The following is a 12,582-nucleotide window of genomic DNA, read 5'->3' on the forward strand; positions in this document are numbered from 1 at the left end:
GCGTGAGAGGTCCCGTCACGCCTTGCACAGCTCGGCGGTCTTCAGGTCCGCCGGGGGGATGGTGTCCTTGCCGAAGCCGTACTCGCCGACCAGCTGCACATAGCGGTCCGGGTCCGAGGTGATCTTCTTCAGCTCGCGGTTGAAGGCGTCCCTCAGGTCCTCGCTGCCCTTGCGGAACACGGCGCCGCCCGGGCTGTACTGCTTCACCCCGTCGACCTCCGGCACGAAGGAGTCGGTGACCTCCAGGCCGGAGTTGTTCTTGGCGAGCCAGTTCAGCGAGATGCCGGTGAGCAGGAACGCGTCGATCCGGCCGCCCTTGACCGCGTCCGCGCCGTCCTGCGGCTTCTGGAGCGTCTTGATGTCGCCCTCGGAGATCCCGGCGGCGGTGGCGTAGCCCTTCTCCACGGCACCCGACATCACGCCGATGGTGGCCCCGGCCTCCTTCGCCGACGCCAGGTCGGTGATCTTCTTCGGGTTGCCCGCCTTCACCATCAGCGCGGTCGGTGAGATGAACTCGGGCTCCGAGAACAGGGCCTTCTCGCAGCGCTCCGGGATGATGGCCATCCCCGCGCTGATCACGTCGTACTTGCCCGCCTGGAGGCCGGGGATCAGGCCGTCCCACTCGGAGAACGTGGGCCGCAGCTCCTCCACGCCGAGGGCCTTGAAGATCTCCCGGTGCAGGGTGGGCGCCTCGCCCTTCAGCTCGCCGTTCTCCTCGTAGCCGTACGGGGCCTCGTTGGCGTAGGCGACCTTGACGTAGCCCTGCTCCTTGAGCTGGTCCAGCCGCGAACCCTCACCGTCGCCTCCGGTGTCGGTCTTGCTGCATGCCGTGATCAGGCCGGGGACGGCGACGGCGCCGCCGACGGCCGCGGTTCTGGTGAGGAAACCCCTGCGGGACAGGTTCGGGAACTGGGTCATGGGACGTGCAACCTCCAGAGTCTTGCCTGACGTGCGGGCGACCAGTGGGGGCGCCTGCCCGATGGCCGTGGGGTATGCCCCACGGCCGGGCGATGTGATGCAACGGTGACCTGGGGGAGACCTCCCCGTGTCCCGCCGTGACGGGTGTGAGACCCCTGTGGCCGGGGAGGGTCAGGGCATGGCCGAACGCTTCCTGGAAATCGCCCTCGCCAAGCGCGACGTCCGCTGCACCGCCGAACTCCTCGACGACCGCGCCCCCCGCACCTGCGCCGCGGTCTGGGACGCCCTGCCGCTCAGCGGCGACGTCTACCACGCCAAGTACGCCCGCAACGAGATCTACGCCCTCTTCCCGCCGTTCGCCCCCACGGAACCCCCGCTGGAGAACCCGACGGTGACCCCGATCCCCGGCGACCTCTGCTACTTCACCTTCGCGGGCGCGGAACTCGGCACCCGCGCCTACGGCTACGACCGCGAGGTCACCCCGACGGCCACCCTCGTCGACCTCGCCCTCTTCTACGAACGCAACAACCTCCTCCTCAACGGCGACGTGGGGTGGGTGCCGGGCATCGTCTGGGGACGCGTGGTCGAGGGCCTGGACGCGATGGCGGAGGCCTGCAACGACCTGTGGCGGACCGGGGCGGCGGGGGAGACGCTCACGTTCCGCAGGGCCTGAGGCCTCCCGCGCCCGCGGGCGGCTCGACGACCGACGCCACCCCCGCTTCGTACAACGCGTGCGCCGTGCGCAGGACCACGTCGTCGTGGTGGCGGGCGGCCACCAGTTGCAGCCCGACCGGGAGACCGGAGGCGTCCGTGCCGACCGGGACGGTCGCGGCGGGCTGCTGGGTCATGTTGAAGGGGTAGGTGAACGGCGTCCACGCGGTCCACCGGCGCTGCCCCGACCCCTTCGGCACCTCCACGCCCGCCTCGAACGCCGTGATCGGCAGGGTCGGCGTGACCAGCAGGTCGTAGGACTCGTGGAAGCGGCCCATCCGGCGCCCGAGGTCCATCCGGACGTCCACCGCGGCCAGGTAGTCCAGCGCCGAGTAGCGGGCGCCCCGCGCGCAGATCTCCCGCAGCCCCGGGTCGAGCAGCGCCCGCTGCCGCTCGCTGAGCCGCTGCGTCACCCGGGCCGCCCCGCTGAACCACAGGGTGTGGAAGGCGTCCACCGGGTCGGTGAGGTCGGGGTCGGCCTCGGTGACGTACGCGCCCAGCTCCGCCAGCCCCTCCACCGCCCGCCGCACCGCCGCCGCCACCGCCGGGGCGACCGCCACCTGCCCGCCCAGCGACGGCGAGTACGCCACCCGCAGCCCGCGCACCCCACCGGTGAGCGCCTTCTCGTACGACCCCGGCGCCGGACCCAGCGCCGACCAGTCCCGGGCGTCCGGCGTCCCGATCACGTCCAGCAGCAGCGCCGCGTCCGCCGCGTCCCGCGTCATCGGCCCCACGTGCGCCAGCGTGCCGAACGCGCTCGCCGGGTACAGCGGCACCCTGCCGTACGTCGGCTTCAGCGCGAAGATCCCGCAGAACGCGGCCGGGATACGGACGCTCCCGCCGCCGTCCGTGCCGAGCGCCAGCGGTCCCGCGCCCAGCGCCACGGCCGCCGCCGCGCCCCCGCTGGAGCCGCCCGCGGTCCGGGAGGGATCGTGGGGGTTGCGGGTGACACCGCTCAGCGGGGAGTCGGTGACGCCCTTCCAGCCGAACTCGGGCGTCGTGGTCTTCCCCACGAAGACGGCACCGTGCTCCCGCAGCCGCGCCACGGACGGCGCGTCCTCCTCCCAGCGGCCGTCGGCCAAGACGGCGCGCGACCCGCGCAGCGTGGGATGCCCCCGCATCAGCAGGATGTCCTTCACCGTCACCGGCACCCCGTCGAGCCGCCCGCGGGGCGCGCCGCGCCGCCACTGCTCCTCCGACTCCCGGGCCCGCGCGAGCGCGTCCTCGCCGGTCAGCCGCACGAAGGCGTTCACCTCCGGCTGCATCCGCTCGGCCCGCTCCAGCACCGCCCGCGCCACGTCGACCGGGCTGAACTCGCCCGCGCGGTAGCCGTCCAGGAGCCGTACGGCGGTCAGCCGGGTGAGGTCGAGGTCGCTCATCCACCCTCCAGGAACGTCAGTGAACGTCACAACGTCAGTGTCCGGGGACGTATCCCCGCTGCTTGTCGACCACGTTCGGCAGCGGCCTGCCCGACGCCCACCGCTCGAACATCTCGACGAACTGCACGCCGAGTTCATCCCGCCAGCCGACGGTGTCCCCGCTCATGTGCGGCGACACGATCAGCCCGGGTACGTCCCACAGCGGGCTGTCCGGCGGCAGCGGCTCCCGCTCGAACACGTCCAGCGCGGCACCCGCGATCCACCGCTTGGCCAGCGCCTCCGCGAGCGCCTCCGCGACCACCAGCTGCCCACGGCCGACGTTGACGAACCGCGCGGACGGCTGCATCACCCCGAACCGCCGGGCGTCGAACATCCCGCGCGTCCGCTCAGTCAGCGGCGCCGCCGCGATCACCCAGTCGGCGCGGGCGAGCAGCCGGTCCAGGTCCTGCGGGCCGTGCACGCCGGTGCGCGCGGCGCGGCCGACCAGGGCGGTGGTGACGCCGAGCGCCTTCAGCGTGGCGGTGATCGCCCGCCCGATCGGCCCCGAGCCGACGACGACGGCCCGGGTCCCGGCGACCTTCTGCCCCTCCCGGTGGAGCCAGGTCCGCTCCCGCTGCAGCTCCCACGTACGCGGCAGGTCCTTGGCCATGGCCAGGACGAGCGCGGCGACGTACTCGGCGATCGGCTGGTCGAAGACGCCGCGCGCGTTGGTCACCACCGTGTCGGAGGCGGCCAGTTCCGGACAGAGCAGATGGTCCACGCCCGCGCTCGCCGTGTGCACCCAGCGCGGCCGGGGCCCCTCGCCGGGCCAGGCCTCGCGCACGGCCCGCGAGGTGAAGTCCCACACCAGCAGCACATCCGCCGACGGCAGCCGCCCGGCGAGCCCGGCCTCGTCCGTGTGCTCGACACGGACCCGGCCGGTGAGCCGCCCGAGGCGGGGGAGGGGATCGGCGTCCAGGACGAGGAGGGTGGGCATGGTCATCGGCGGGCGCGTCTCCGAGTGGGGAAGGGGGTGCGTACCACCGCTCACAACCGGGTTAACCAGGTGTTGACCTGGTGGTGACGCGGGCGGATTGACCACGCTCGCACCGGAACCTACCTTCGTCAACACGGCCGTTGAGCACGGTCCGTTGCCCTCTCCTCCCGCAGCGTGAGGCCGGTGCGTTGCCATGGACATCACTTTTCTCGGCGGTCCCGGCCCCCAGCGGGGTGTCGGAGTCGTGGCGCCCTTCGACTTCGCGCTCGACCGTGAGCTGTGGCGCTGGGTACCGGACGACGTCTCGCTCCATGTCACCCGCACCCCGTACGTCCCGGTCGAGGTGAGCCTGGACCTGGCCCGGCTGGTCAGCGAGCACGAGACGCTGGGCGAGGCGGTCCGCACCCTGATCACCGTCGCCCCCGAGGTCGTCGCCTACGCCTGCACCTCCGGCAGCTTCGTCGGCGGCCTCGCGGGCGAGCGCGCCATGTGCGAGGCGATGGTCCGCGCGGGCACCGTCCCCGCGGTGACCACCTCCGGTGCCCTCCTGGAGGCGCTGCGTGAGCTGGGCGTACACCGGATCGCACTGGTCACGCCGTACACCGTCTCGGTGACCCGGTCCCTTGAGGCGTACGTCGCCCAGGCCGGGGTCACGGTCGCGGGCTGCGCCTACATGGGGCTGACCCGGCACATCTGGAAGGTCCCCTACCGGGACGTCGCCGACATGGCCCGCCGCGCGGTGCGCCGCCCCGGCACCGCACAGGCGCTGTTCATCTCCTGCACCAACCTCCCCACCTACGACGTCATCCCGCAGCTGGAGGCCGAGCTGCGGATACCGGTGATCTCGGCCAACCAAGTGACGATGTGGGCGGCCCTGCGGCGATTGGGTACCCGTGCGGTGGGGCCGTACCAGGCGCTGACGGACCCGGCGGCACGGAGTGGCCCGGTGCTGCCGGGGGTACCGGAGGTACCGGACGTACCGCGGGCACCGGAAGTCCCCGAAGCGCCGGAATGAAGCACCTGAACGAAGCGCCGGACGAAGAAGCACCTAGGGAAGGGTGGACATGACAGCACTGGGATTCCTCTACCCGGGCCACTCCGCCGAGGACGACTATCCACGTATCGAGCAGCTGCTGGGCAGTGACGTCCGGGTGGACCTGGTGCACACCGACATCGGTGAGGACGCGCACCGCGTGGACGCCCTGCGCGAGATGGGCTCACCCGAACGGCTCGCGGCCGGCGTGGAGGAACTCCGGCTCACCGGCGCCGAGGCGGTGGTCTGGGCCTGCACCAGCGGCAGCTTCGTGCACGGCTGGGAGGGCGCCCACGAACAGGTCCGCGCCCTCGCCCGTACGGCGGGCATGGCGGCCTCCTCCACCTCCTTCGCCTTCGTGCACGCGGCCCGGGAAATGGAGGCGCGCCGGGTCGCGGTGGGCGCCACCTACCCGGAGGACGTGGCCCGCCTCTTCGCCGACTTCCTGCGGGCGGGCGGCCTGGACGTCGTCGCCGTGCACAGCTCCGGCATCGTCACCGCGGCCGAGGTCGGCACCTGGGGCGCGGCCGAGGTGTCCGCGCTGGCCCGCGCCGCCGACCACCCGGACGCCCAGGCGGTCCTGCTGCCCGACACGGCGCTGCACACCGTCACCCACCTGCCCGCACTGGAGAAGGAGCTGGGCAAGCCGGTCCTCACCGCCAACCAGGTCACCGTCTGGGAGGCCCTGCGCCTGACGGACCGCCGGGTGAACGCCCCGCGGCTGGGGGCGCTGTTCACCCGGGAGCCCCTGGTCCAGGCGTAGACCCGTCCGCCTCTTCCCCGTGGTCCGGCCCTCTTGCGCGGGCGCGGGACAATGGACGGTGGCCCGCCGGAAGACGGCGCCACCGGAACCGTACGAGGAGGAGTAGACATGGCGGAGCCCACGCCGCGTCGGAACGAACCGCGGCTACGCCCCGCGCCCCTGCTCTTCGAGCCCGCGCAGGCGGCCTCGGACCCGGAGCACTTCTTCGCCCTGGAGTCGATCGACGACCCGCGCGAGCTGCTGGCGCGGTCGACGGAGCTGACGCAGGCGTTCCGGGCCGCCGCCGACCGGGCGATGGAGTTCCAGGCCGTCGCGGCCGCGCAGCTCGCCGATCCGCGCCGGTTCGACCGGCTGACCGCGGCGGACATCGCCGAGCGGGCCGAGTGGACCGAGGACTACGCGAAGAAGATGGTCGAGTTCGGCCGCGATCTGATGGGGGGCCGCGGGGAGGGACAGAGCCCCGACGCCGTCTGAGTCGAACGGGTGTGGCATATGCCAGGCGGGCAAGATACCCGCTCGGACCCTACGCTGTCCCGACTTCCCGCAACTCCTCGAAGCGCGACCCTCACAGCCGGTAGATGTATGCGCCATGAGCAGCAGTTCTCGGATCACTCCGGACGGCACCGCCTGGCTCGCCTCGGCAGGAACGTATCTCCGCCATACCGCCGCGCTGCCCTGCGGCTCCGTCTTCGACGTGGTGAGCGCGCCCGCCCTGTTCGGGCGCCGGATGCTGGACCGGCTCTGGGAGGACGGACCCGGCTCGGGGCCGGTCGCGGTGTTCCGCGGCCGGACGCTGCTGTTCGCCGCGCCCGGCACGGCCCAGCGGCTGCCCTCACTGCTGGCCTGGGAGGAGTGGGGCACCGGCGGCCCGGGCGGCCGTACGGCGGCCGTACCGCCGCTGCTGTGCCACGGCGTCGGCGACGCGGTGCCCCTGCCGGACCCGGCGGGCGAGGGGTCCGACGCCCGCTGGCTGGTCGCCCCCGACACCCTGCGCCCCTGGCTGCCGGGCCCGGAGATCCTGCTCTGGGCGGCCGTCGGGGCGGCCCGCGCGAGCGTGCGGATATCGATTTCGCGCCCCGCCGACCAGGATGCTAAGGTCTACGACGTCAGCAGGCGCCGCTAGCTCAGTTGGTTAGAGCAGCTGACTCTTAATCAGCGGGTCCGGGGTTCGAGTCCCTGGCGGCGCACGATGACGAAGGGCCTCTCGCGAGAACGAGGGGCCCTTTGCCATGCCCACCCACCGGGCTCACGCACGACTGATCCGCACCGTCCAGGCCCCCGAAGCCGTCCGTCCCTCCACCTCCACCCGTACGCCGTCACCCGGCACCGTGAAGCTCTCGCCGAGGGCGACCGGCGCGTCCGCGAGGGGCGGGTAGACGGAGTTCTCCCAGCAGGCCTCGGTGCGCGGATGGGCGTCGATCACCTGGACCGGGCCGTCGCCGGACTCGGCGCCGCTGTGCACCCGGTACACCAGGACCCCCGCCCGGCAGGCCGACCGGTCGTTGCCGTGCTGGGTGCGGGCCTCGAAGGCGAGGGCGCGGTCGGGCCCGGTGCGGACCACCGCGAGCTTGGTGCCGCGGCCCAGCCCGAAGGCGGGGGCGCCCGCGGCACCGGTGACGGGCAGGCCCGGCCCGGCGCCGAGCGGCTCCAGGGTCAGCCGGGTCACCTCCCCGGGCCGCCCTGCCGGTACGCACACCACCTGCCGCGGCTCCAGCCAGCCCAGTTTCCACTTGTGCCAGGCGAACAGGTCCGGCGCGAGCCCGAACTGGCTGCCCATCAGGTCCCAGTCGCCGACGTAGGTGTCCCAGTCGCCGGTGCCGTCCACCGGCCGGTGGTAGAGGTCGGGCAGGTCGAAGACATGGCCGGTCTCATGGGCGAGCACCAGGCGGTCCGGCGGATGGTCCTCGAACACGGTGACGACCCGGCGGATCGCGGTGCCGTCCGCGCGCAGCGGTACGTCCAGGTTGACGACCTTCGTGGCGTCGGAGTCGACGCCGGGCGCGTCCGGGTCGGCGACGAAGTACACGACGTCGTAGCGGGAGAAGTCCACGTGGGCGTCGGCGGCGGCGAGGGCGTCGCGCAGATAGGCGGCGCGGTGCTCCGGGCTCCAGTCGCGCTGTATCACGTACGCGGTGGACGGGCGCGGCATCCGGATCCAGTGCCGCAGCGGGTGCGGGCGCAGGGTGAACCGGCCGTAGGAGGCCCGGCTGAAGAAGCGGCTGGTGGCCGGGAAGTGGTCGGCGGCCAGCCGCCTGGGTGACACCAGCGGCCGGGAGTCGGGGAAGGAGAGGAAGACCATCACCGCGTCCGCGCTGCGGCTGGGCCGCGGGTAGGCGGCGTTCCAGGTGTCGAGGCCCTCCGAGTGGTGGGCGTCGGTGCGGGGCAGCGCGCAGGGGGCGGCCTCGAGGGGTTCGGCGACGGAGGGGTCGGTGACGACGGAGGTGGCGGCGAGCGCGGAGAGGGTGGTGAACACGGCGGCGGTGCTGCGCAGTCGGGGCCGGAGCGCCGCCCGGCCGAGGTCCCTGAGCGCCGCCCGGGTGCGCGCGGTGAGCCGCTTGAGGCCTGTTCGCCCGGTGGGCCCTGTGAGTTCCCCGTCGGGGAGCTGAGGTGGCGGCGGCACAGGCACCTGCACAGGGACCTCCGGATGCGGTTCAGGGGACTCCGCATCCACCCTGTGGGACTTCATGCTCGTATGCCCTGTTTGTCTGCATCAGATGGGTGAGAAGGGGTATGGCCGACACCGACACCCCCGACCGCTCACGGAACGTCACAACCGGTCCGGGGAGGGTGGAAGCCGTGCAGGGGCGGGCAGAAACGATCTGTCAGAACTTCCGTGTCGTCCGCGACACTGAAGGGACACTGGACATCGGCTGCACGGCCGGGCCCCCAACCTCTATGATCGGCACACTTTCCTGACAGTTTCCTGCCGGATTTCCTGCCGGACAGAGGTCGACCAGAGACCGAGCGGATCGAGTGCACTGCGGGAGCGAGCGGTGAGCGGAACGTCCGAAGGGCCGACGCCCGCGGCAGACCTCGTCGGGCTGACCGTGACTGAGAGTGATGATCAGGCGTCACGCCGTACCGAGGAGCCGGGCGAGGGGACGGCGTCGCCCTTCCGGTCGGCGTTCGGCGCCGCGCCCCTGGCGATGGCCGTCGTCGACCGTGAGGGCCTGGTGGTCAGCGCCAACGACACCCTCGGCGAACTCCTCGGCACCGGCGCCGAACGGCTGGTCGGACGCGTCGCCGCGGACCTGGTCGACCTCGCGGCCGACACCCGCAGCTGGCACGCGTACCGCGAGGTGCTGCGCGGCCGCCAGGCCCGGCTGCGCTGCTCCCGCCGGATCAAACACCCCGACGGGCACTCGGTGTGGGTGCAGGTGACGGTCTCCCCGCTGGCCCAGGGCGTGCTGCTCTCCGTCGCCGACATCACCGCCCGCCGCGAACTCCAGGCCAGACTGCGCCACTTGCAGATGCACGACCCGGTGACCCGGCTGCCCAACCGCACCCTGTTCTTCGAACGCCTGTCGGCCGCTGTCGAGGCGGGCGCCTACGAGCGCGGCGGCACCGGCCGCATCGGCCTGTGCTACCTCGACCTCGACGGCTTCAAGGCGGTCAACGACACCCACGGCCACCGCGTCGGCGACCGACTGCTGGCCGCCGTCGCCGAACGCCTCACCCGCTGCGCCGACGAGGCCGGTCACACCCGCGCCATCGCCCCGCTGGTGGCCAGACTCGGCGGGGACGAGTTCGCCCTGCTGGTGGAGGACTCCACCGGCACCGAACAACTCGCCGACCTGGCCGAGTCGGCGCTGACGGCGCTCCAGCGGCCCTTCGACCTCGCCGGTCGGCGCCTGTCCGTCTCCGCCTCGATCGGCGTGGTGGAACGCCGGGCGGCGGGCACCACGGCCACCGGCCTGATGCAGGCCGCCGACACGACGCTGTACTGGGCGAAGGCGGACGGCAAGGCCCGCTGGACGCTGTTCGACCCCGAGCGCAACGCCCACCGCATGACCCGTCAGGCCCTCGCCTCCACGCTCCGCCCGGCGATCGACCGCGGCGAGTTCGTCCTCGACTACCAGCCCCTGGTCGGCATGGCCGACGGCCGCCTCAACGGCGTCGAGGCCCTGGTCCGCTGGGACCACCCGCAGTTCGGCCTGCTGACGCCGAATCGGTTCATCGGACTGGCGGAGGAGGACGGCGCGATCGTCCCGCTCGGCCGCTGGGTACTCGCCACGGCCTGCCGCCAGGCCCGCCGCTGGCAGCTCGACCACCCCGGCGACGCGCCCCTCTTCGTCAGCGTCAACGTGGCGGTCCGCCAGGTCTGGGACTCCGACCTGGTCGCGGACGTCGCGGAGATCCTCGCCGAGACGGGCCTCGCCCCCAGCCTCCTCCAGCTGGAACTGACGGAATCGGCGGTCATGGGCTCCGCGGGCCGCCCCCTCCAGGCCCTGCAAGCCCTCAGCGACATGGGCGTGCGCATCGCCATCGACGACTTCGGCACCGGCTACTCCAACCTCGCCTACCTCAGCCGCCTCCCGGTGAAGGTCCTCAAACTGGACGGCTCCTTCGTGAAGGGCTTCCAGTACGAGGGTGAGGGCGCCGGAGACGGTACCGGCGCCGACGAGGTCATCGTGGAGGCGATGGTCCAGCTGGCGCACCGGCTGGGCCTGACGGTGACGGCGGAGTGCGTGGAGACCTCGGCCCAGGCGAGCCGGCTGCGCCGCATCGGCTGCGACACCGGACAGGGCTGGCTGTACTCCCGCCCGGTGTCACCGGACCGCATCTCCGAGCTGCTGCGGCCCGCCGTGGCTCAGTCCGCCACCGGCAAGCCGTAGGCGTCGGCGATCAGTTCGTAGGAGCGCACCCGCACGTCACCGCCGTGCACCGCGGCGGTGATCATCAGCTCGTCGGCACCGGTGCGCTTCTGGAGCCCGTCGAGACCGGCCCGCACCTCGTCCGCCGTGCCGTGGATGACGTTGGCGTTCCAGGAGTCCACGAACTCCCGCTCCAGCGGGCTGAACTCGTACGCCTCCGCCTCCTCCGGCGACGGCACCAGACCCGGCCGCCCGGTGCGCAGCCGCACCATGCTCAGCGCGGCGGCCCGCACCTGCCGCCGGGCCTCCTTCTCGTCGTCGGTCGCGAGCGCGGACACCCCGATGAGGGCGTACGGCGCGTCCAGCACGGCGGACGGCCGGAAGGTCTCCCGGTACAGGTCGAGCGCCGGAACGGTGTTCTGCGCGGAGAAGTGGTGGGCGAAGGCGAACGGCAGCCCGAGCAGCCCCGCGAGCCGGGCGCTGAACCCGGAGGAACCCAGCAGCCAGACGGGCGGCCGGTGCGGCGACTGCACCCCGCCGGGGGAGGTCGCCTGGACGGGCCCGGGAACGGCGTGGATACGCCGGTACGGATGCCCGTCGGGGAAGTCGTCGTCGAGGAACCGGGTCAGCTCGGCCAACTGCTCAGGGAAGTCGTCTGCGCCCTCGTTCAGCCGGTCGGTCCGGCGCAGCGCGGCGGCCGTCGCCCCGTCCGTACCGGGCGCCCGCCCGAGCCCCAGGTCGATCCGCCCCGGTGCCATCGCCTCCAGCGTCCCGAACTGCTCCGCGATCACCAGCGGCGCGTGGTTGGGCAGCATGACGCCGCCCGAGCCGAGCCGGATGCGGTCGGTGTGGGCGGCGAGGTGGGCGAGGATCACGGCGGGGGAGGAGGACGCCACGCCCGGCATGGAGTGGTGCTCGGCGACCCAGTACCGGTGGAAGCGCCGCGCCTCCGCGAGCCGCGCCAACTGGACGCTGGTCCGCAGCGCGTCGCTCGCGGTCCGCCCGGCCCCGACGGTGACCAGGTCCAGAACGGAGAGCGGAACGGGCGCGGTGCCCTGCGTGGTGCCCCGGATCTCTGCGGCTGGCTCTGTGGTCACGGCGGGGTGCCTCCTGGGTCGCGGTGGTGGTCGCGGGGGTGACAACAGGAGGTGAGGGCGGGTTATTCCGGCGGCGCGGCGCGCCGCGCCGAGCGGGTGCTGTTCAGCCCTTGTTCATCTTTGCCGCCCCTTCCCGCGCACATTTCACGTTACAAAAGGTGTAGCGCACACGGTGACGAACTGACCGATCAGCCGGAGTCGTCCGCACGGCCGACTCCTCGACTGGGTTGGAGATCGATGAACTTCCGCGCCAAGACCGCGTCCGCCCTCGGGGCGGCGGCGGTCGCCACCGCCTCCCTCGTGGCGATGCCCGGCACCGCGCATGCCGCCTATCCGAAGTGTGACGGCGCCAAGAACATCACCACGACGGACGGCACCTTCCGCCAGCCGTATTACACGGGCACGGGTTCCCGGAACTGCGTCATGGGCTCCGGCTACGAGTCCCAGGGCGTCGCGCGTCTCCAGATCGTTCTGAACGACTGCTACCAGAGGGACCTCGCCGTCGACGGCGTGTACGGCCCGAAGACGGCCGAGGCCGTGAGGTACGTGCAGCAGCACGAAGGCATCGACGTCGACGGTGCCTACGGGCCGGTGACCCGCGTGGCCATGAAGTGGAAGAGGACGACCGACAGCTACTGCATCCGCCTGGCCGTCTAGTACGAGGGGGCGTCCGCCGAGCGGGCGCCCTTTCCTCTGCCCTACGGGCGCGCCTTGAGGGACTCGACGAAGGCGGTGAAGGCGGAGGCGCGGAGGGTGACACGGGCGCGGGTCGGCTGCTTGGAGTCGCGGACGGCTATGTGGGGGCCGAGGTGGGCGATCTCTACGCAGGCGTTACCCTCGCCGCCGCCTGAGTAGGACGCCTTCCGCCAGATCTCGGCGTTCGTCATGGAG

13 protein-coding genes and 1 tRNA gene are annotated in these 12,582 nt (G+C 72.7%); 8 read left to right on the forward strand and 6 right to left on the reverse strand.

The annotated features are described in order from the left end of the window. Nucleotides 1-15 precede the first annotated feature (15 nt). The gene (gene ehuB, locus KBY47_RS16010; RefSeq protein WP_210921791.1) at nucleotides 16-918 is read right to left on the reverse strand and encodes an ectoine/hydroxyectoine ABC transporter substrate-binding protein EhuB; all 903 of its coding nucleotides are present in this window, start codon (nucleotides 916-918) and stop codon (nucleotides 16-18) included. Between the two features lie 178 nt (nucleotides 919-1,096). Between ehuB and KBY47_RS16015 the strand changes: the two genes are divergently transcribed. Continuing rightward, nucleotides 1,097-1,591 carry a DUF3830 family protein gene (locus tag KBY47_RS16015; RefSeq protein WP_210921792.1) on the forward strand — a complete coding sequence of 165 codons (495 nt, stop codon included), beginning with the start codon at nucleotides 1,097-1,099 and terminating at the stop codon, nucleotides 1,589-1,591. On the opposite strand, the gene KBY47_RS16020 is transcribed toward KBY47_RS16015, so the two are convergent. Together KBY47_RS16020 and KBY47_RS16025 are read right to left on the reverse strand one after the other, a co-directional pair. Further along, on the reverse strand, nucleotides 1,572-3,008 hold the full coding sequence (locus KBY47_RS16020) for an amidase (RefSeq protein ID WP_210921793.1): 1,437 nt from the start codon (nucleotides 3,006-3,008) through the stop codon (nucleotides 1,572-1,574). The two genes, KBY47_RS16015 and KBY47_RS16020, sit on opposite strands and share 20 nt — an antisense overlap. 34 nt (nucleotides 3,009-3,042) lie before the next feature. Then, the gene (locus KBY47_RS16025; RefSeq protein WP_210921794.1) at nucleotides 3,043-3,990 is read right to left on the reverse strand and encodes a D-2-hydroxyacid dehydrogenase; all 948 of its coding nucleotides are present in this window, start codon (nucleotides 3,988-3,990) and stop codon (nucleotides 3,043-3,045) included. A 187-nt stretch (nucleotides 3,991-4,177) separates the two neighbouring features. Here KBY47_RS16025 and KBY47_RS16030 point away from each other — a divergent pair, with 187 nt between their 5' ends. The 5 genes from KBY47_RS16030 (at nucleotide 4,178) to KBY47_RS16050 (ending at nucleotide 6,967) form a co-directional block, all read left to right on the forward strand. Continuing rightward, entirely contained in the window at nucleotides 4,178-4,999 is an 822-nt protein-coding gene (locus tag KBY47_RS16030) for an aspartate/glutamate racemase family protein (RefSeq protein WP_210921795.1), read from the forward strand. A 49-nt stretch (nucleotides 5,000-5,048) separates the two neighbouring features. Further along, the gene (locus tag KBY47_RS16035; protein WP_210921796.1) at nucleotides 5,049-5,780 is read left to right on the forward strand and encodes an aspartate/glutamate racemase family protein; all 732 of its coding nucleotides are present in this window, start codon (nucleotides 5,049-5,051) and stop codon (nucleotides 5,778-5,780) included. Nucleotides 5,781-5,888: 108 nt separating this feature from the next. Continuing rightward, entirely contained in the window at nucleotides 5,889-6,254 is a 366-nt protein-coding gene (locus KBY47_RS16040; protein WP_210921797.1) for a hypothetical protein, read from the forward strand. 115 nt (nucleotides 6,255-6,369) lie between these two features. Further along, the gene (locus KBY47_RS16045; RefSeq protein ID WP_210921798.1) at nucleotides 6,370-6,903 is read left to right on the forward strand and encodes a hypothetical protein; all 534 of its coding nucleotides are present in this window, start codon (nucleotides 6,370-6,372) and stop codon (nucleotides 6,901-6,903) included. Beyond that, nucleotides 6,894-6,967: transfer RNA gene (locus tag KBY47_RS16050), tRNA-Lys, on the forward strand. Before KBY47_RS16045 ends, KBY47_RS16050 begins: the two co-directional genes overlap by 10 nt. Nucleotides 6,968-7,026: 59 nt before the next feature. Here KBY47_RS16050 and KBY47_RS16055 read toward each other — a convergent pair. Further along, nucleotides 7,027-8,400: a M6 family metalloprotease domain-containing protein gene (locus KBY47_RS16055; protein WP_374103085.1), complete on the reverse strand. Its 1,374-nt coding sequence runs from the start codon at nucleotides 8,398-8,400 to the stop codon at nucleotides 7,027-7,029. Nucleotides 8,401-8,773: 373 nt separating this feature from the next. Here KBY47_RS16055 and KBY47_RS16060 point away from each other — a divergent pair, with 373 nt between their 5' ends. Beyond that, nucleotides 8,774-10,615 carry a bifunctional diguanylate cyclase/phosphodiesterase gene (locus KBY47_RS16060; protein WP_210921799.1) on the forward strand — a complete coding sequence of 614 codons (1,842 nt, stop codon included), beginning with the start codon at nucleotides 8,774-8,776 and terminating at the stop codon, nucleotides 10,613-10,615. On the opposite strand, the gene KBY47_RS16065 is transcribed toward KBY47_RS16060, so the two are convergent. After that, nucleotides 10,591-11,691, reverse strand: a complete 1,101-nt coding sequence (locus KBY47_RS16065; RefSeq protein WP_210921800.1) for an LLM class flavin-dependent oxidoreductase — start codon at nucleotides 11,689-11,691, stop codon at nucleotides 10,591-10,593. The two genes, KBY47_RS16060 and KBY47_RS16065, sit on opposite strands and share 25 nt — an antisense overlap. 237 nt (nucleotides 11,692-11,928) lie before the next feature. On the opposite strand from KBY47_RS16065, the gene KBY47_RS16070 reads away from it, so the two are divergent. Continuing rightward, complete coding sequence (locus tag KBY47_RS16070) at nucleotides 11,929-12,348, forward strand: peptidoglycan-binding protein (RefSeq protein ID WP_210921801.1); 420 nt, start codon at nucleotides 11,929-11,931, stop codon at nucleotides 12,346-12,348. Nucleotides 12,349-12,389: 41 nt separating this feature from the next. Here KBY47_RS16070 and KBY47_RS16075 read toward each other — a convergent pair whose 3' ends face one another. Continuing rightward, nucleotides 12,390-12,578, reverse strand: coding sequence for a DUF397 domain-containing protein (locus tag KBY47_RS16075; RefSeq protein WP_210921802.1), 189 nt, complete (start codon nucleotides 12,576-12,578; stop codon nucleotides 12,390-12,392). Nucleotides 12,579-12,582 lie beyond the last annotated feature (4 nt).

Origin of the sequence: Streptomyces sp. B93 (genome assembly GCF_018070565.1) — a bacterium.
Classification (GTDB): Bacteria; Actinomycetota; Actinomycetes; order Streptomycetales; family Streptomycetaceae; genus Streptomyces.

What these genes read in the sequence shown, in the direction of transcription:
- ehuB (WP_210921791.1), bottom strand. Translation starts at nt 918, where the DNA reads ATGACCCAGTTCCCGAACCTGTCCCGCAGGGGTTTCCTCACCAGAACC.
- KBY47_RS16015 (WP_210921792.1), top strand. Translation starts at nt 1,097, where the DNA reads ATGGCCGAACGCTTCCTGGAAATCGCCCTCGCCAAGCGCGACGTCCGC.
- KBY47_RS16020 (WP_210921793.1), bottom strand. Translation starts at nt 3,008, where the DNA reads ATGAGCGACCTCGACCTCACCCGGCTGACCGCCGTACGGCTCCTGGAC.
- KBY47_RS16025 (WP_210921794.1), bottom strand. Translation starts at nt 3,990, where the DNA reads ATGACCATGCCCACCCTCCTCGTCCTGGACGCCGATCCCCTCCCCCGC.
- KBY47_RS16030 (WP_210921795.1), top strand. Translation starts at nt 4,178, where the DNA reads ATGGACATCACTTTTCTCGGCGGTCCCGGCCCCCAGCGGGGTGTCGGA.
- KBY47_RS16035 (WP_210921796.1), top strand. Translation starts at nt 5,049, where the DNA reads ATGACAGCACTGGGATTCCTCTACCCGGGCCACTCCGCCGAGGACGAC.
- KBY47_RS16040 (WP_210921797.1), top strand. Translation starts at nt 5,889, where the DNA reads ATGGCGGAGCCCACGCCGCGTCGGAACGAACCGCGGCTACGCCCCGCG.
- KBY47_RS16045 (WP_210921798.1), top strand. Translation starts at nt 6,370, where the DNA reads ATGAGCAGCAGTTCTCGGATCACTCCGGACGGCACCGCCTGGCTCGCC.
- KBY47_RS16070 (WP_210921801.1), top strand. Translation starts at nt 11,929, where the DNA reads ATGAACTTCCGCGCCAAGACCGCGTCCGCCCTCGGGGCGGCGGCGGTC.
- KBY47_RS16075 (WP_210921802.1), bottom strand. Translation starts at nt 12,578, where the DNA reads ATGACGAACGCCGAGATCTGGCGGAAGGCGTCCTACTCAGGCGGCGGC.